Genomic DNA, 18479 nt, shown 5'->3' on the forward strand with positions numbered 1-18479 from the left:
AAATAATTGTAGGTTTGCAGTATATGGTGAGCTACACCGCCAAGCAAATAGAAGGTTTTTTAGGGGCAGTTGCGTTGCTGCCGCACCCTTCGGCACTGATTGAAGATATTATTACCGATACCCGCAAAATACACAATGCCCAACACAGCTTGTTTTTTGCGCTCACGGCCACCCGCGACGGCCACAACTATATCGAGGAGGCTTACAAAGCCGGCATCCGAAACTTTGTAATATCCGAACCCTTATCGCTTTTTGAGCGATTTACCGACGCTAACTTTTTTAACGTACAAGATACGCTGGAGGCATTGCAAAGCCTTGCGGCAAAGCACCGTGCTCAATACAACACCCCCGTAATAGGGATAACGGGCAGCAACGGCAAAACCATTGTGAAAGAATGGCTGCACCACTTGCTGAAAAACACCGAAAACATTGTGCGCAGCCCCAAAAGCTACAACTCGCAAATCGGGGTACCGCTGAGCGTTTGGCAAACAGACGGTGAACACACCTTGGGAATTTTTGAAGCGGGCATTTCTGCAAAAGGGGAGATGCTGCACCTGCAAAAGATAATCAAGCCCACCGTGGGCATATTTACCAATTTAGGGGATGCCCACAACGAAGGATTTGCCGATAAACGCGAAAAAGCCGCCGAAAAGGCCTTGCTGTTTATGGATTGCGAGAAGTTGGTGTATTGCGAAGATAATTACTGGATATTAGAAGCCATTGACGAGTTGCACGCCTACAATCCTAAACTAAAGGCTGTTGCATGGTCGGTAAAAAACAACCAATGCCCGTATTACGCTACTATCGAAACCAAAACAGGACAAACGTCCATTAACCTGCATACCTCTGCCAAAAAATATAGTTTCAGTATTCCGTTTACGGATGCTGCTTCGGTAGAAAATACCATTCATTGTGCAGTAACGTTAAGTGCAATGGGGTACGACTTGGCGGAATACAAAGACCGCTTTGCCGACCTTGCTCCCGTTGAGATGCGCCTGCAACTGAAAAAAGGCCTGCGGAATTGCGACGTGATAAACGATGCCTACAACGCCGACCTTAACTCGCTGGGCATTGCCCTTGATTTTTTAAAGTCGCAAAAGCAGCACGAAAAAACGGTTGTAATCCTTTCAGACATTAACCAAACGGGCTTAAGCAACACTGCTCTTTACACCAAAGTGGCGGCATTGGTAAACGAAAAAACCCGCGGACAGTTTATCGGGATAGGAGGTGAAATTTCAGCACAACGGCATTTGTTTTCTGCCACGGCTGAGTTTTACGACAATACCAAAGAGTTTTTGGGTCAGTTTAACTTTAGCTCATTAACCGATGCTACTATATTAGTAAAAGGTTCGCGCAGCTTCCGTTTTGAGAAAATTATACAACGACTGGAAGAAAAAACCCACGAAACCGTATTAGAAATCAACCTCACCGCGCTATCCTACAACCTTGCTTTTTTCCGTAGCTTGTTAAAGCCTGATACCAAAATAATGGCCATGGTAAAGGCGTATTCATACGGCAGCGGCAGCTACGAAACCGCCAACGTATTGCAGTTTCACGGGGCTGATTATTTTGCAGTTGCCTACGCCGACGAAGGGATAGAGTTGCGCAAAAAGGGCATATCGTTGCCCATTATGGTAATGAACCCCGGCAGCGGACAGTTTGCTGAAATGTTGGAGTATTACCTTGAGCCTGAGATTTTCAATTTCAGCATATTGGATGAGTTTTTACGCGCGTTTGACGAAAGCGCACAAGCCGAAGCCAGCATCCACCTTGAGTTTGATACCGGAATGCACCGCTTGGGTTTTGAAGAAGGCGACATTGACACCTTGCTGGAGATACTGAAAAATCGTCCCGAAATAAAAGTAGCGTCCGTATTTAGTCACCTTGCCGCTGCAGATGAACCGCAACACGATGCGTTTACCAACGAACAGATTCGCCGCTTTACGGCCATAAAAACCCGTTTGCAACCCCACTTGCCCCCAGAAACCCTGTTCCATATTTGCAACTCGGCGGGCATTGCCCGTTTTCCCGAAGCCCACATGGACATGGTGCGACTGGGCATTGGCTTATACGGCATTGATGCTACGACCAACTACCAAAGCAAACTGCAAACGGCATTTAGGTTACGCACCACCATTTCACAGGTGCGGGAAATCGGGATGGATGAATCGGTGGGGTATGCCCGCAACGGTATGCAACACGAAGCCCGCAGGATTGCCGTAGTAGCCATTGGCTATGCCGACGGTTTGCGCCGCGAACTGAGCAACGGCAAAGGACGCATGAAAATTAACGGCCAGTGGGCACCCATTGTAGGCAATGTGTGCATGGATATGTGTATGCTGGATGTTTCTAAAATTAATTGCCACGAGGGCGACGAAGCCGTGCTGTTTGAAACCAATGCAGAAATTATTGAGTTTGCCCAACGCCTCAACACCATACCTTACGAAGTACTTACCGATATAGGCCCCCGCGTGAAACGGGTATATTGGCAGGAATAGCAACCCGTGTATCAAAATGTTAACGTTGCCGCAAAGGCACGAAGACACGAAGCATTTGTTTTTAGCGACTTTATGTCTTTGTGGCAAAGAAGAACCTGATTAATCTTTACCCCAAATAATCGTGGTAAGCCACCCACCCGATACCCATAATTCTTATTTTTGCTTTCCGTATGAAAAAAGCTCTTTTCCTTTCAGCATCTCTGTTATTAGTTAGTGCCGCTGCGTTTGCGCAGGGCTATGTGCCTCGTGTACACGGCAATATATTGGCCGACGATAAAGGCCGGTTGTATATTAAAGACAGTAGTCGCCGCTACTATTTGCAAGACCCAAAGCCTACTTATACCCTTGCCCAGCTAAAAGGCAACCCCAAAGGCGATACCAAGGGCATTGCGTTTTACTTTGGCGATAACAACTTTAAAGGATTGCTATATTACGGACTGATTCCCTACGGCGACAGTAAACACCCGCAACCCGTATATTTTAAAGAAGCTGCCCCCATTACCAACGGCAGTGCATTTATAAACATTGCCGATAAACTAAAAGGCAAGTACGACATGGTGGGGTGGGAGAAGAGCGGAGCAGGTACCATCGGGTATCGCGTACTTAACGAAAAAGGCGAGATTTTATACGACGGTATCGTAGGGTTTACAGGCAAAGGCCCGTTTAAAGTAGCCCCTACCATCATCGAAGGCCCGTTTGTGAACCTGCTTACCCACAACGGGGTTACCATATCGTTTGAAACCAACGAGGCCGTAAAAGCTACCCTAAGTGTGGGCGGTAAGGTGTTTACCGACAGCAAGGCCACCCATCACCACGAAGTAGAGATAAAAGGCCTGCAACCAGATTCTACTTACAGCTATACCGTAAGCACGGGTACTCACCAACAAACCTATTCGTTTACTACAGCTCCCAAACCGGGCAGCCGTCAGTTTTTTACCTTTTCGTATGCCAGCGATTCACGCAACGGAAACGGCGGCGGTGAGCGTAACGTGTATGGTGCCAACTATTACATCATGAAAAAAATGATGGCACTGAACAACCACAAAGGCATTGCCTTCGCCCAGTTCTCAGGCGACTTAATAGACGGTTATTTGGCGGATAAAGGCGAAATAAACCTGCAATATGCCAACTGGAAACGAGCCATTGAACCGTTTGCGCATTATTTTCCGGTGTATATCAGCATGGGTAACCACGAGGCGTTATCGGCCTACTTTACCGAAGAGGGCGGCAAAACCCTTGAGATTGATAAATTTCCCTACGCTACTGAAAGTGCCGAGGCTGTGTTTGCCGATAATTTTGTAAACCCTAAAAACGGGCCTGCCAGCGAAGACGGCACAAGCTACGACCCCGACCCCAAGGCGCAGGATTTCCCCCCGTACAACGAGAATGTATTTTACTACACTTATGACAATGTGGGCGTGGTGGTACTAAACAGCAACTACTGGTATGCCCCCAACACCGATTTTGTGAGCGTGAGCGGCGGGAACATACACGGGTATATTATGGATAAACAGTTGGAATGGCTGGACAGCACCATAAAATTGCTGGAAGAAGATAAAAACATTGACCACGTGTTTCTAACCTTGCACACGCCCATGTTTCCCAATGGCGGCCATGTGAAGGACGATATGTGGTACAGCGGCAACAACCAGTTCCGTCCTTATGTGCGCGGGCAGGCGCTTGACAAAGGGATTATCCAACGTCGCGACCAACTGTTGCACATTATTGTGAACAAGAGTACCAAAGTGGCGGCCGTGTTAACGGGCGACGAACATAATTACTGCACCACTGAAATTGGCCCTAATACGCCCATTTACCCCGAAGACTGGACAATGCCCCGCCAGCAGCTTACCCGCACCATTATGCAGATTAACAACGGAGCGGCAGGTGCGCCTTACTATGCCCAAGAGCAAACCCCGTGGACAAAGTTTACCGATGGTTTTACTACTCAAAACGCTGTGGTGTATTTTCACGTTGAAGGCAAAAGCATTGAAGTAGAGGTGGTGAACCCCGATACGTTGGAAGAAATAGAATCGTTTATCCTGCGTAAGCCCTAAGCCCATGCCTATGCAAAGCATCGTGCAATGGGTATTGCGCATAGGGGTGTTCGGCATCTTTGCAGGGCACGGGTGGTATGTGTTCAACCTTCGTCCGCAGTGGTTTGCCTATTTACATACCGTGGGCATCAACGCACCTTACGATACCCTTGCCATGCGCTGCATCGGCATGATGGACTTGCTGATAGCCGCTATCACCCTTATAAAACCTGTGAAACAAGTGTTGTTACTGGCCGCCTGCTGGGCGTTTTTAACCGCCCTTATCCGCCCCGTATCGGGTGAAAATTGGTTGGAGTTTATAGAGCGCGCCGGAAACTGGGCCTGCCCCCTTGCCTTGTATTTTTTGATGCGGAAGAAATCCTGAACGTATTTCTGTGAGCTATTTTCCACCCCCTGCCCCCGCCTGCGGGGGATATTGAACGTTGTATGGGTGTTTTGTATTTGATGAAATGTTTGAAAAGGATTATTTCCCAATGCCCTCCTCTCAGAGGATGATGTAGAAGGAGGAGTTTAATCATCTGCTCGCCCTCGGCGTTCATAACGTTTGTGCCATAGTCGGCGAAGGTAACCTGAATATAAAATTCAGGTCTTTTGAGAATAACGTCCCGAATGGTTTTAAACCATTCGGGACGAACCCCGACAATAGCGGCGGGCTTTATGCCCGTCGACACGAATGCTTACACAAAAACACCTTCTTTAAACAATAGTACGCTCGTTCTTGCTAACCTATCCTGCTGACGAAGGATGCATCTTCTCCTGTTTTGTTTTTGGGTTTGAGCAACACTCATTTGTTTGTAGTATTTTTGATACAACTGTCAAATTAGGAATATGTATATACAGATAAATGATAACTTTGATGAAGAGCTTAAAGATGCGGAATATTACGATGTAAATGCCGAAGAACGTTTATCAGCCTTTGGCCCCGTTAGCACAATTAACCTGTTTGTTGGGGTAAACAACTCAGGAAAGAGCAGGTTTTTGAGGACAATTTTAAAAAAAAGTAATGTCTTAATTACCAGTGAAAAAATTAACGTTAAGGATATATTTGATAAACTTGAAGAAGAAATAAGGAAAAATCAGGCAGTTTTTGGAGAGTCTTCGTTTGGAATCAAAATTAATAAAGCCCATAGCATTCCAAACTTCTTTGCTAATCCAATAACACCCCCAGAGTTTAAAAAATTAATAAATATAATCAAATCAAATATTGATATTTATGATTTAAAAAACTCTTTATCAGAGTATGTCAAGGAGATTAAAAAATTATTTTCGGAATTCCGGTTTACTGATCTTTCAGAATACATACAAGAGGTGAGTTTAGTCCTTGATTTAATAGATGGCATCTATGATAGAAAATATGATGATTTTTTTTTGAATCAGGCACAAATGACGTCTTCTCTTGTAATCACACCATCTGTTCTTGGTAAGAACTTTTTTAAAAACCCAATAAAAGAGTTTAATATAATTTTCAAAAAACTTGAAGCTACCTCTATTATAGGAACTACTATTAAAAACCCACTATATATCCCTATTCTTAGGTCTTCCCATAGTTTATATGAGAATGAAGAATTTTCGAAAATAAAAGCGGACATATTTGAAACAAGCATTATAAATCACTATTTTCTTAATGAGAAAAAATCTACTCAAATTGTTGTTTCATCCGGACAAAAGCTCTATGAAACAATAAGAAAACACCGCAATAGTTTTAGGGATAAAAGAATATTATTTGAAGAGTTTGAAAAATTTCTTGGCACAACATTTTTCAATACAGAAGAGTTTGAAATTATTGCCAGGGAAGACGAAAAGGACTCTGGGAGACACATAACAGTTTCAATTAAAGGAGAAGAACAGGACATCCATAATTTAGGTGATGGCATACAATCATTAATAACATTGCTATTTCCAATATACGTGGCAGAGCCGGAAACATGGGTGTTTATTGAAGAGCCTGAAATTAACCTGCATCCGGGTATGCAGCGTATATTTTTGGAGCAGCTTACAAAAGAGCCCTTAAAATCGAAAAAACTAAAATACTTTATTACTACCCACTCTAATCACCTGCTGGATTTAAGTTTAGAAATGGGCGAAGAGACCTCCATCTTCACTTTTGATAAGAAAATTTTAGAAGGCGATAAAGCGCATTTTGAAATTAAAAATGTAAAAAGCGGGGATACCGATGTATTAAACTTATTGGGGGTTAAAAACTCTTCAGTGTTTATGGCCAATTGCACCATTTGGGTGGAAGGTATAACAGACAGGTATTATATACGGGAGTTTTTAAAAGCGTATTATAAACAGTTTGAAGAAAGTACAGTTTATAAAGAGGACTTACATTATGCTTTTTTTGAATATGCAGGGACTAATATTGAGCATTATATTTTTGAAGAACCTGCGTTGATTAAAGAAACCCCCGCCATAAAAGCACAGTTTTTGAGTAATAAGATTTTACTTGTAGCAGATATGGATAAAGGCAAAGAAAAAAGGCATTTGAAGAGAGAGTTGGCGCAATACAAAAATTTTCAATTTGAGCTTTTATCAGTACGTGAGATTGAAAATTTGTTGAGCGAACAAAATCTATCCGAGCTGCTGCCTAAAGTATATACATACTTTAAGCATAATATTGATTTTACTAAAATCAAGTTTTCAGAATATAAAGAGAAATATTTAGCAAGGTATTTAGAAACAACGTTTGGTAATAAAGTGGTGGGTAAAGCGTTCATAGCTGAAAGCGGAACAATCAACACAAAGTATAAATTAGATTTAGCACTCGCCGCTAAAGACAATTTGACTTGGGAGAATATGAGCGAACCCGCCAAAGAACTTGCCAAAAAAATTTATAAATTTATTAAGAAAGCAAATTCATGACCCCTGCACGGATTCCCATTTTAAACGGGAATGACTGCCGCGCGCTCCTTTGGCATGCTCGGGACCCCTTCGACAGGCTCAGGAGTCCTTTGGCAAGTTTAGGGGTTCTCACAATTATATCAAATTCCAATTACAGGATAACCGGTTCTTTGAAAGCCTGAAAGCTGTTGTAATGGCAAACCCCGCAAACCCTTGTGCGGTGCGTAACAAAAATAACACAATAACTGCGTAACCGCATAACACCGTAACTGAGTAATTGTCCCGTTTTGTCCCACCCCAACGGGACAATTTTTTCACAGATAAACAACAGAAAATCAATAGCATGGGATTGAAAATTGACTGTCCCGCGTGTCCCACCCTTATGAAAACGATTATTGTGGTTGAGGATAATTCCCCTTTAACAAAACGGGATAAGAGGCAACCTTGGGCAGCAGAACAGTTGGTGAGAACGTGAAGGACTTAAGCCCTTTACAGCAGGGTAATTGTAAGAGTATGGGATTTCAATCCCGTGAAATGAGATGAAATTATTGTTTAAGGAAGGTGTTTGGTGGGTAAGCATTCGTTTCGACGGGCATAAAGCCCGCCGTTGTTGTGGGACTCGTCCCGAATGGTTTTAAACCATTCGGGACGTTATTCTCAAAAGCCCTGAATTTTATATTCGGGTGGAAGGTTGGGCGCTTCTTGATGGTGATGTTGCTCGATACAAACGGATTGCTTCAAAACTCAAAAGCAGTTTTTCGCAATGACGCGGAGGCAAGAAGCAACGCCCCGCTACCTCACATACTTGCGGCGGCGGATGATGCCGTTAATCAAACCAAAGATAATTACCGCCACCACAGGGATAACCATGTTCACGGTTTTCCATGTATTAGCCTCTTTTTTCACTTTGGTTTTGTTTAGCGGGCGAATTTCAAACTCTTTGGTGCGCACCTCAATCAAGCCGCTGGCATCCAGCATATAATCTACGCAGTTCACAAAAAACTTTTTGTTGTCGAACATACGCTTGGTGTTACGGTCGAAACCCAGTGGGAAAATCTCGCCCTTGCCCGATATGGTATTGCGGATAAAATCGCCGTCACCGATTACCACCATTGATGTGGCAGGACTTTGCTCTTTGTACTTCATGTTAGGGTCGGCAGTAGCGCGACGTTGCCCTTTAAGGAACGAAGAGAAATTACCCTCTAACAATACCGCCAACGGACGCTCGGGTTTGTTGAGCAACTGCGGGGCGGGCGGACGGGCTACTACATCAAAGCTAAGTTCCACAGGGTTGTTTACCGGCCTTGAATACAGCGACGAGGTAAGCAATACCTTTTTGGCCAAACCGTTTTTGCCCACTGTATCTACGCTGCTGGCAAACTGCATCAGCATGGGGTTTAGGTTGTTTACAATGGGGTGCTTGCTTTTGGCCACCACAATAGGGTTATACACCCACGGGTATAGTTTGCCGCTCAACATTAGCTGGTTGCACTCGGCATCCTGTATCAAATCAGGGTTCACGCGGGCACCGTAGCTAAACAGCATATCGTTTAGGTTTAGCGAGTAGTCCGCCGTCATTATGTTTTTATACTTGTCAATACTGTCCAAACTGGCAATTAGCGGGTCAATCAGCCAAATAATCTTACCGCCGTTCATCAAGTATTGGTCAATGTGGTATTTCTCCTGATTACTAAAAGCCAGCGTAGGCTTGGCAATCACCAGCATATCATAGCTGTTTAGCCTGCGTTGCAGGGTGTCTAACAACCAGCTAACCGCCTCTTCCTCATTAGAAACCTTATCCAAACCGCCCGCAAACTGCTGTATAAATGCCGTGTTCGATGAATCCATCAGCATATTAAAGCGTTCCAACGCGTATTGGTTGCTCAATTCAGTAGCAAGGTCGCCCACTTCGTTGGCACTCAACTCGCCGTGGCCTTCTAAAAAGGCAATGCGTTTGCGCTTGCCTGCCACCACCTTGCGCATGGTAGAGGCTATTTCATACTCAAGTGCCTCGATAGATTTATTAAGAACCACTTGTGCCTGTTGGCCAAATTGCTGCTTAAGCAGGTTAAGGGTATAGTATTGGGTGGTTTTATAGTAAAACGTAGCCCCGGGTACAATTACACGGCGGGTGTTTTGGTCGCCTGTGTTGTCAAATATTTCGGTGGGTTGCAGGCCGCTTTCTTGCAGTTGGGCAATAATTTCGGCCTTTTCTTTGCCTGTTTTTCCGGCCAATGGGTCGGCAAACTCGTATTCAATCTTACCGCCCGAAGCCACTCTAAACTCATCCAACATCTCTTTGGTAGCGGTGCGAAGGCGTTTAAAGTCGGGGTTCAACTCTCCGTCAAGGTGCACTTTCACGTACAGCACGTCTTCCAGTTGATTTGCCAGTTCTTTACTGGCTTTGCTCAGTGTGTAGCGTTTTTCTTTGGTAAAATCTATACGGGTATAAACGCGTGAGGCAATAATATTAAGCACCACCAACAAGGCAAGGGCTATACCCAGCTCAAGCATGGCTTGGTATTTTAGGCTGCGTTTGCGTTTTTTGGTGGTGGCGGCTATGTTTTGTTCTTTCATCAAGTAAAAGTCGTTTTAGTATGAAAACCTACCACTTGCGGCTGCCAAAAACGGCTTTGGTGAGTAATAAAAACAAGGTGATTAAACTGATAAAATATGCAGCATCACGGGTATCTAACACTCCGCGGCTGATGCTCTCGTAATGACTGGAAATGCCTACCCACTGGATGATATGACTTACGTTGCGCAAGGCATCCAACTGGCCGATGTATTCAAAAGCGATGTAAAAAAAGAAGCACAAGAAAATAGAGATAACAAACGAAACTATCTGGTTATCGGTAATGGCCGAAGCAAACACCCCGATAGACACGAAGGCACTGCCCAGCATCAGCAAACCAAGGTAAGACCCCCACATAGCACCGGTATCAATATTGCCTTTGGGGTAGCCCAGTTGGTGGATGGTATAGTAATACAAAAGCGTGGGCAGTAATGAAAACAATACCAGTACGACACCCGCAAGGTATTTGCCCATAATTACCGACATATCGCTAACGGGCGAGGTGGTTAGGGTTTCAATAGTTCCTACCTTCTTTTCTTCTGAAAAGCTGCGCATGGTGATGGCAGAGATAAGAAAGATAAATACCCAAGGCCCCATAAAAAACAGGGTATCAATATTGGCATAGCCGCCATCCAGTACGTTGGTATCTTTAAACACCCACATAAACAGTCCTATGGCCAGCAAAAACACGCCTATGGTAATGTAGGCAATGAGCGAGCTAAGGAAACTGCGGATTTCTTTAACAAAAACTGTCAGCATAATTCGGTTGCGAATTTATCAATTATCGGGCAGCATTTACTATATCCGTGTATAACGTGTGTTTTTGCGTTTTGGGTGCTTTCTCCCGCACATTTTTTAGCCAAACGTAAGCGTATTACCTGTAATGGTGCCTGATACCCCCATAGGCAGGGCAAGGTTGTTGGCAATGTGTCCGGCCTGAAGCCCAAAGTAAAGCGGGTAATTGTATTCTTTTACTGCGTCGTAAATAATCTGCTCGGCAGTTTTACCAAAAGGCACGGCGTTATCGCGCATATCCGTCATACCGCCCACAACCAAAGCGGCAAGACGGGTTAGTTTGCCTGCACGCTTCAATCCCATCATCATACGGTCAATGTGGTACAGGTATTCGTCAAGGTCTTCTAAAAAAAGAATTTTTCCGTCAGTATCAGGAAACGATACCGACCCCATCATACTATACAATACCGATAAATTGCCGCCCACTACCACACTGCTTGCGTTGCCTTCTTTATTCATTGGGTGTGAATTCAATGTATGAACCACCGGATTACCCGTTAGTGCCTCCTTTAGCGAGGCAATGGCGGCCTGCCGTTCTTCCTCGGGAGTAATGTTAAACGCCATGGTTGCGTGCAACGAGGCTATTCCCAGTGTTTGGTTAATATGCCCGTGCAAAACGGTAATATCGCTGTAACCTACAATCCACTTGGGGTGTTTTGCAAACTGTGTCCAATCCAACAAATCCACTATCCGAATAGTGCCATAGCCCCCTCTTGCGCAAAACACTGCTTTTATTTCAGGGTTATCCAACAAGCTTTGCAAAGCAGTTGCACGTTCTGCATCGGTACCGGCAAGTTGGTGGTCTTGAAGGTACAAGCCTTCGGGCAGCACCACCTCAAAACCCCACTCGGTAAATGTGTTAATCGCATACTGGATTTCTGATAAACTTATTTTGCGCGCAGTAGCAGCAATGCCAACCTTATCGCCGGGTTTTAAATACGGAGGTTTTATCATGAGTGATTATAGCTGTGAAGGCTGAATGGGCAAAGAGGGAGTATCGGTTTTAAGGGTAGTTAAGTACGCGGATAGTTCAGCGGCTTTTTGGGTGCCAATCAAAAGTTTCTTGCCATTTTTAAACGTTAACTGAAGTCCTTTATTCCCCCAAACATTATAGGCTTTGCCACTTTTAAGGCCGCCTTTTAAGCCCCACCCGCCATATTCGCCCAAGGGATTGTACTTGCGCACATAGGCCGCCTCCACATCACCCCATTGATAAGTGCGTTGACGGATAAAAGGAAAATAGGTTACTGTTATACCTTTGTTATCAATACTATAAGTAAGCCGTAACGCAAAAAGTAAAACCGCTACAAGCCCTTCAAGGGCAATAACTATAGGCAAAGCCTGCACCAGTTCGGCTTTTTCTACCGGGTCGGTTTCGTTGCCCAAAGTACCCAAAATAACAATTACAGGAATGAAAACGGGTAGTAACATCCACCACCATTTTACCATGCTTTGTTTTTCAGAAAACGCCATAGCACAAAATTACTTATTTTGAAGGAGCATCGGGAAAGTAGTTTCTTCACCAGCTTATCGAAGGCTCACATTGAGTTTTCCGAAAGGTTCACCTTGAGCCTGTCGAAAGGCTGTCCGGAAATATCTTGCCCGGGTTTAAAATGTTTTTAGGGTCAAAAAGCTGTTTGATGCCCCTCATTAGCATAAGCTCGGTTGAGGAGAAAGCGATGTCCATATAATTCTTCTGTACCCACCCGATGCCGTGTTCGCCCGAAAGAGTTCCCTTAAGGCTCACCGTAAGCTCAAAAATCTCTCGAATACCGATGGGTAATTTCGTATTCCAATCTTCGTCGCTCATGTCGCCCTTTATAATATTCACGTGCAGGTTTCCGTCTCCTGCATGGCCGTAACACACGCTTTTGAAGTTATATTTCTTGCCGATGGCCTTTACTCCTTCCAGCAAGCGGGGCAACTCGTAGCGGGGCACTACCGTATCCTCTTCCTTATATACCGAGTGAGATTTTACCGCTTCGGCAACCCTGCGGCGCATCTTCCAAAGTGCCTCTTTTTGGTCGGCAGTATCGGCAAATAAAATCTCGTCGCATTCATAATTCAGCAGTACTTCATTTATCCGTTCCGCTTGTTTAAACAACTCGTCCATATCGTTACCGTCCACCTCTATCAGTAAGTGGGCTTGTACTTCATCCTTCACGGGCACGGTTAGGCCATCTACAAACTTCATTACCCAATCAATCGCGTCGCGTTCCATAAACTCAATAGCCGATGGCATTATACCCGCGCGGAATATGGCCGAAACTGCTTCGCAGGCTTTGGTGGCCGAGAAAAACGGCACCAACATTAAAATGTTTTTATCAGGGTAGGGGATAAGCTTTAGCACGGCTTGGGTAATAATCCCCAACGTACCCTCGCTGCCCACCATTAATTGGGTAAGGTTATACCCCGTTGAGTTTTTTAGCGTATTTGCACCCGTTTGTATTACCTCTCCATTGGGTAATACTACCTCAAGGTTCAGCACATAATCTTTGGTAACTCCGTATTTAAGTGCGTGCGGCCCGCCTGAGTTTTCAGCAATATTACCACCTATAAAACACGAGCCTTTGCTGCTGGGGTCGGGGGGATAATACATTCCCTTTTCAATCACCGCTTGTTGCAATACTTCAGTAATTACCCCCGGCTGCACGGTTAGTTGCAGGTTTTTCTCATCAATCTCAATAATACGGTTCATTCGCTCCACCGATAATCCAATGCCTTTGTGCACGCTTAATGCGCCACCGCTAAGCCCCGTTCTTGCACCTATGGGGGTAACGGGTATAGCATTTTCAAAGGCTATTTTTAGTACGCCAGCCACTTCTTGCGTAGTAGCAGGTTTCACCAACACCGAAGGCGGGAAGCTTAAGTTTTCGGTTTCATCGCTACCGTATTCGTGCAGGGTTTCGGCATCAGTAAAAACGTTGGCGTTACCTAAAACGGCCTGTAATTGAGTAAGTATATCGGGAGTAATCATCTTTCTACAACAAAAAAGAGCACAGCCTGCTGCTTGCAGCAACAGTTCTGTGCCCGTAAAATTAACTATTAATAACTCAACTTTTAAAAATGAACACCTTATTCGTAGCCCTTGCCTTCCATTACCAACGCTCCCTGGTTGTTTAGTATAGCAATGAACTCGTTGTGGGGCATGGGCTGGCTAAACATGGGGAAATCCTTAGTAAGGGCATTGTTGTGTTCCTCAATACTAAGTGTGGCGCAACAATCGGTTAGGGTTACCACATTAAAACCTTTTTCGTACGCAGTACGCATGGTCGACTCTACACAACAGTTGGTAAGAAACCCGGCCAAGGCAACCGTATTAATGCCCATGCTGCGCAAAATAAAATCGAGGTTGGTGCTGGCAAAGCTGCACAATCCGCGTTTACCTTCTATCACCACATCCTCTGCGTGGGGTTTTAGTACATCTATAATTTCTGAGCCCCAGTTGTTTTTCTTAAACGCACCATTGTCAACCACACCCTTCAAAATACCGTAAGGAGTAGCAGTTAATTCGTGGTAGTCTTCGGTAAAAGAAATGGGTACATAAATAATGTGTGCACCCGCTTTGCGAGCAGCGGCAACGGTTTCAAGGGTATTGTTCAGCATATTGTTGCTTTCCATTACCCCTCTAACAGCTTCGTGAAAGACACCTCCGGGCGAGGTAAAATCATTTTGAAATTCTATTAAAACTAATGCGGTTTGTTTTGGGTTCATACTATTGGTATTTATTAGTAAACACAAAGCTTCTTTTCTTTTACGAAACCCTAGCGGCACAATTTTCCCAATCAATAGCACATTCTTCCCAAATGTTAAAAACAAAAATATATTGAGCCGCGTATTCGTTAACTTCGTTACTACGATACTACAAAGTCATGTTCAGTCCCCGAACATATCATCTCACGCCACACCACAAGCTCCAATCATTGGTAGAACATAAAAGCGCGTTTAACCTTAACCGTTGTCAGCTTAATATTTATGAAACCAATGAGGAAACCCATAACTACAACTTAAGTTTTGAAGGGTTTACCATCACATCGATGTTGCGGGGAAAGAAAAAGATAATGTTGGGCGAAGCACCGCGCAGGGACTATTTACCAGGCAATACAGTAATAGCACCTTGTAATGCTAAACTAACCATCGATTTTCCAGAAGCCAGTCTGACATCGCCCACACAATGCACGGCAGTGGTAATTGATAATGATTACCTGAACAAGCAAGTGGCATACATAAACGAATACTCGATGCGGCAAGAGGTAACAGCCGACTGGAAGTTTGAAAACTCCCCCGCTTTGCTGGATAATAACAGGGAAATGGCGTTTTTGAATGAGCAGATTGTACGTACGTTTACAAGCACCGACCCGTTTAAAGATATTCATGCCGACTTGCTGCTAAAAGACCTTATTTTATGTGTGTTGAGGTTGCAAAACCTTAACAGACTTGAGAATGCCACAGGGGAGAACCCGTTTAAGCTGGTTCTTGATTATATACGTACGCACATAACATCAAGTATTAAGGTGGAAGAATTATGCAAACTGGCCTGTATGAGTAAATCGGCGTTCTACAGGGCGTTTACTCACGAGTTTGGCATTGCCCCTAATCAACTGATAATCCGCGAGCGACTTCAACTATCAAAGCAGCTAATGGTGCAAGAGCGTTTAAGTGTAAAGGAGGCGGGCTATGCGGCAGGTTTTTCAGACCCTAATTATTTTGTAAGAATGTTTCGCAAAAGCGAAGGCATTACCCCCGGCGGCTTTCTTAAAGCCAACGGCAGATTTCAAGAAATCAATCCTCTTTCTTTTAACTAAACGGCACAATAAACAGGCGGGTTTTATTCGTTAGCAATAACAGTGAAAAAACTAACGGGTATATTACTCATTGCATTATTTACGGTTTCTTTTGGGGCGGTGCTGCTATGCAAAAGCCCTACGGCGCAAACCTTGGCGGGCAAAATGCTCACCGAACACGAAGTAGGAGACGTTGTTGACAGCCTTAACGGGGTGCCGGTATATTACAACGGGGCGGTGGCCAATACAGGCAAACGGCATTTGGCTACTGACGGATATAACTACGGGTTGCGCTGGCAATGTGTAGAGTTTGTGAAACGGTATTATTACGATTATCTGAACCATAAAATGCCCGACTCATACGGCCACGCAAAGGACTTTTTTGATACGGCACTTGCTGACGGAACGCTAAACAAAAAGCGTAATCTCATTCAATATAAAAATGGTAGTAAGGCAGCACCCAAAGAAAACGATTTACTGGTGTTTAACTCGCATGACTTTAACCCGTATGGGCACGTTGCCATTGTTTCAAAAGTAAGTGACAAAGAGATAGAGTTAATACAGCAAAATCCGGGCCCTACAGCTCCCTCGCGCGAAACTTATACGGTGGAGGAGAAAGACGGCAAGTGGACGATAGACCGCGATGATTTACTGGGCTGGTTACGATTGCAAGATGAATAAAAGCAAGAAGGCCGCCCAAGGGCAGCCTTCTCAATAAAATTATAAAGGGTAACGGATTACTTAACAGTATCCATGTGTACCATCAAATCAACAAGTTTGTTGCTATAACCCCACTCGTTATCGTACCACGATACTACTTTAACAAAGTTAGGGCTCAACATAATACCTGCATCAGCATCAAAAATAGAAGTACGAGAATCACCCATAAAGTCGCTAGATACTACTGCGTCTTCAGTGTAACCCAAAATACCTTTCAATTCGTTTTCGCTGGCACGCTTCATAGTAGCTTTAATTTCTTCGTATGAAGTTGCTTTTTCCAAACGGCAGGTCAAATCAACAACAGATACGTTAGGAACCGGAACACGGAACGACATGCCTGTTAGTTTACCTTTAAGTGAAGGGATAACCAAACCTACTGCTTTAGCAGCGCCGGTAGATGAAGGAATAATGTTTTGGTATGCACCACGGCCACCGCGCCAATCTTTGGCAGAAGGGCTATCAACAGTTTTTTGGGTGGCAGTTACTGCGTGTACAGTAGTCATCAAACCTTCCAAAATACCGTAGTTATCATGCAACACTTTAGCTACAGGAGCCAAACAGTTAGTAGTACATGATGCGTTTGATACGATGCTCATATCAGCAGTGTATTGGGTGTTGTTTACGCCCATTACAAAAGTAGGGGTATCGTCTTTAGCAGGAGCTGACATGATAACACGTTTAGCACCGGCTTCAATGTGTTTGGCAGCAGTTTCTTTAGTTAGGAACAAACCGGTACTTTCAACCACATACTCAGCACCAATTTCATTCCACTTAAGGTTGGCAGGGTCTTTCTCAGCAGTTACGCGGATAGTTTTTCCATTTACTACCAACATACCGTTCTCTACCTTCACATCACCGTTAAAAATGCCATGGGTACTATCGTACTTAAGCATATAGGCCATGTAATCTACCTCAATAAGGTCGTTAATGCCTACAATTTCAACTTTTGGGTTGTTAATGGCAGCCCTGAATACAAGGCGACCAATGCGGCCAAAGCCGTTAATTCCTACTTTCATTTACTGAAGAAAATTATGTTATGATGGCTTGCTTTGGCAAACGCCGCGCCCGGCAAACAAGCACTTTAAAAACAACAAGGCGTTTTTGGTGGCGCAAAATTAGGATTAAAGTAACTGAAATACAAACCCCTGTGCGTGTTGTTTTTGTGTCGTATAAACGGCCAAACAAAAAATTTTAACCAAAACTGTTGCATTGTATTTACAAATAGCTATCTTTGCACTCCTTTTTACCGAGACGGCCCGTTAGTCTATCGGTTAGGACGCATCCCTTTCACGGATGAGAGACGAGTTCGATTCTCGTACGGGCTACTGAACAAGAATGGCTGTCAGCAATGGCAGCCATTTCTTTTATAAATAAGCCTTCGGGCTTGGTTCGATACTCAGAACCATCAAAAATCAGCTTTCCGTTAACTATCGAACCAATCAATATTCGCTTACCTTCAAGGTCAAGTTCTCTCCATAAATTTTGCAGGTTGCTCAATACAGAAAACGCAAACTCCATACCTTTAATCGTTTCAGAAACGTCAATATCATGCTCTTCTTTCTCCAACCTCAACTTGGCGATCTCGTCCTTATACGAAGACTTGAGGTTTTCATAATCGGTATCATCCACTTTGCCTTCAACATACAACCGACCAAGCTTTACCAAAGAGTCTTCGGTTTTTGCGATTTCACTTTTTATACGCTCTAACTCCTTCTTTCTGGCTTCATCATCTTTCATAAACATCGACTCAAACAATTGTATATAGTTTTCTGTATGTTCCGGTTTAAGGCTCACCGTTGCAAGCCACTCATCAAACGCATCATTGGCAGCATCCGACCTAAAGCGAGTAGGGCATCCCTTTTGACAGTGATAATAAAAGTGCTTTACACCGTTTCGAGAGCGGGAAGCACTCCCCGTCAAATTACCTCCGCATATGGGGCATTCCAAAAACCCGCGCAATGGCAATTCCTCTTTTGCGGTTTTCGGTTTACCATGGCTTTCCTTTTCTCCCTTAGCTACAGATTGAACCTTATCAAACAACTCTTCTGACACCAAACCTTCATGTACCCCTTTGACCATTACTTCCGCTTCTGCCTTGTCCGCTTTAATCACAATACTGCCCGCATACAACCTGTTATGAAAAACATTGGAAAATGCAGCGCGGGAAAGCGTCAAACCTTTTGGTAGAAGCATTTTACGAATTGTTTGT

General features: G+C 44.2%; 13 protein-coding genes, 1 tRNA gene and 1 pseudogene. 7 read left to right on the forward strand and 8 right to left on the reverse strand.

The window, feature by feature from the left end; genetic code table 11:
- Positions 1 to 23: 23 nt before the first annotated feature.
- The 4 genes from F9K23_08305 (at position 24) to F9K23_08320 (ending at position 7417) form a co-directional block, all read left to right on the forward strand.
- Entirely contained in the window at positions 24 to 2498 is a 2475-nt protein-coding gene (locus F9K23_08305; protein ID KAB2916596.1) for a bifunctional UDP-N-acetylmuramoyl-tripeptide:D-alanyl-D-alanine ligase/alanine racemase, read from the forward strand.
- A 170-nt stretch (positions 2499 to 2668) separates the two neighbouring features.
- Entirely contained in the window at positions 2669 to 4555 is a 1887-nt protein-coding gene (locus tag F9K23_08310) for a metallophosphoesterase family protein (protein KAB2916597.1), read from the forward strand.
- A gap of 10 nt (positions 4556 to 4565) precedes the next feature.
- Entirely contained in the window at positions 4566 to 4919 is a 354-nt protein-coding gene (locus tag F9K23_08315; protein ID KAB2916598.1) for a hypothetical protein, read from the forward strand.
- A gap of 464 nt (positions 4920 to 5383) precedes the next feature.
- Entirely contained in the window at positions 5384 to 7417 is a 2034-nt protein-coding gene (locus F9K23_08320; GenBank protein KAB2916599.1) for an AAA family ATPase, read from the forward strand.
- A 771-nt stretch (positions 7418 to 8188) separates the two neighbouring features.
- Here the strand turns inward: F9K23_08320 and gldG are convergent.
- The 6 genes and pseudogenes from gldG to F9K23_08350 form a co-directional block, all read right to left on the reverse strand.
- On the reverse strand, positions 8189 to 9973 hold the full coding sequence (gene gldG / locus F9K23_08325) for a gliding motility-associated ABC transporter substrate-binding protein GldG (protein KAB2916600.1): 1785 nt from the start codon (positions 9971 to 9973) through the stop codon (positions 8189 to 8191).
- Between the two features lie 28 nt (positions 9974 to 10001).
- Positions 10002 to 10730, reverse strand: coding sequence for a gliding motility-associated ABC transporter permease subunit GldF (gldF, locus tag F9K23_08330; GenBank protein ID KAB2916601.1), 729 nt, complete (start codon positions 10728 to 10730; stop codon positions 10002 to 10004).
- Between the two features lie 96 nt (positions 10731 to 10826).
- The gene (locus F9K23_08335; GenBank protein KAB2916602.1) at positions 10827 to 11720 is read right to left on the reverse strand and encodes an LD-carboxypeptidase; all 894 of its coding nucleotides are present in this window, start codon (positions 11718 to 11720) and stop codon (positions 10827 to 10829) included.
- Between the two features lie 69 nt (positions 11721 to 11789).
- Positions 11790 to 11996, reverse strand: a pseudogene (locus F9K23_08340) (hypothetical protein).
- A 331-nt stretch (positions 11997 to 12327) separates the two neighbouring features.
- The gene (locus F9K23_08345) at positions 12328 to 13743 is read right to left on the reverse strand and encodes an FAD-binding protein (protein ID KAB2916603.1); all 1416 of its coding nucleotides are present in this window, start codon (positions 13741 to 13743) and stop codon (positions 12328 to 12330) included.
- Between the two features lie 98 nt (positions 13744 to 13841).
- Positions 13842 to 14480, reverse strand: coding sequence for a cysteine hydrolase (locus F9K23_08350; GenBank protein ID KAB2916604.1), 639 nt, complete (start codon positions 14478 to 14480; stop codon positions 13842 to 13844).
- Between the two features lie 158 nt (positions 14481 to 14638).
- Between F9K23_08350 and F9K23_08355 the strand changes: the two genes are divergently transcribed.
- Together F9K23_08355 and F9K23_08360 are read left to right on the forward strand one after the other, a co-directional pair.
- Positions 14639 to 15571, forward strand: a complete 933-nt coding sequence (locus tag F9K23_08355) for an AraC family transcriptional regulator (GenBank protein ID KAB2916605.1) — start codon at positions 14639 to 14641, stop codon at positions 15569 to 15571.
- Positions 15572 to 15715: 144 nt separating this feature from the next.
- Positions 15716 to 16231 carry a CHAP domain-containing protein gene (locus F9K23_08360; GenBank protein KAB2916613.1) on the forward strand — a complete coding sequence of 172 codons (516 nt, stop codon included), beginning with the start codon at positions 15716 to 15718 and terminating at the stop codon, positions 16229 to 16231.
- 56 nt (positions 16232 to 16287) lie between these two features.
- Here the strand turns inward: F9K23_08360 and gap are convergent, their stop codons facing one another.
- Positions 16288 to 17286: a type I glyceraldehyde-3-phosphate dehydrogenase gene (gene gap / locus F9K23_08365; GenBank protein KAB2916606.1), complete on the reverse strand. Its 999-nt coding sequence runs from the start codon at positions 17284 to 17286 to the stop codon at positions 16288 to 16290.
- Between the two features lie 237 nt (positions 17287 to 17523).
- Here gap and F9K23_08370 point away from each other — a divergent pair.
- Positions 17524 to 17595: transfer RNA gene (locus F9K23_08370), tRNA-Glu, on the forward strand.
- On the opposite strand, the gene F9K23_08375 is transcribed toward F9K23_08370, so the two are convergent.
- Complete coding sequence (locus F9K23_08375; GenBank protein ID KAB2916614.1) at positions 17558 to 18463, reverse strand: hypothetical protein; 906 nt, start codon at positions 18461 to 18463, stop codon at positions 17558 to 17560. The two genes, F9K23_08370 and F9K23_08375, sit on opposite strands and share 38 nt — an antisense overlap.
- Between the last annotated feature and the right edge of the window lie 16 nt (positions 18464 to 18479).

It is taken from the genome of Bacteroidota bacterium, assembly GCA_008933805.1.
Lineage (GTDB): Bacteria > Bacteroidota > Bacteroidia > UBA8524 > UBA8524 > SB11.

Excerpts from the sequence above, each read along its gene's own strand:
- F9K23_08305 (KAB2916596.1), top strand. The coding sequence starts at position 24 with ATGGTGAGCTACACCGCCAAGCAAATAGAAGGTTTTTTAGGGGCAGTT.
- F9K23_08310 (KAB2916597.1), top strand. The coding sequence starts at position 2,669 with ATGAAAAAAGCTCTTTTCCTTTCAGCATCTCTGTTATTAGTTAGTGCC.
- F9K23_08315 (KAB2916598.1), top strand. The coding sequence starts at position 4,566 with ATGCAAAGCATCGTGCAATGGGTATTGCGCATAGGGGTGTTCGGCATC.
- F9K23_08320 (KAB2916599.1), top strand. The coding sequence starts at position 5,384 with ATGTATATACAGATAAATGATAACTTTGATGAAGAGCTTAAAGATGCG.
- gldG (KAB2916600.1), bottom strand. The coding sequence starts at position 9,973 with ATGAAAGAACAAAACATAGCCGCCACCACCAAAAAACGCAAACGCAGC.
- gldF (KAB2916601.1), bottom strand. The coding sequence starts at position 10,730 with ATGCTGACAGTTTTTGTTAAAGAAATCCGCAGTTTCCTTAGCTCGCTC.
- F9K23_08335 (KAB2916602.1), bottom strand. The coding sequence starts at position 11,720 with ATGATAAAACCTCCGTATTTAAAACCCGGCGATAAGGTTGGCATTGCT.
- F9K23_08345 (KAB2916603.1), bottom strand. The coding sequence starts at position 13,743 with ATGATTACTCCCGATATACTTACTCAATTACAGGCCGTTTTAGGTAAC.
- F9K23_08350 (KAB2916604.1), bottom strand. The coding sequence starts at position 14,480 with ATGAACCCAAAACAAACCGCATTAGTTTTAATAGAATTTCAAAATGAT.
- F9K23_08355 (KAB2916605.1), top strand. The coding sequence starts at position 14,639 with ATGTTCAGTCCCCGAACATATCATCTCACGCCACACCACAAGCTCCAA.
- F9K23_08360 (KAB2916613.1), top strand. The coding sequence starts at position 15,716 with ATGCTCACCGAACACGAAGTAGGAGACGTTGTTGACAGCCTTAACGGG.
- gap (KAB2916606.1), bottom strand. The coding sequence starts at position 17,286 with ATGAAAGTAGGAATTAACGGCTTTGGCCGCATTGGTCGCCTTGTATTC.
- F9K23_08375 (KAB2916614.1), bottom strand. The coding sequence starts at position 18,463 with ATGCTTCTACCAAAAGGTTTGACGCTTTCCCGCGCTGCATTTTCCAAT.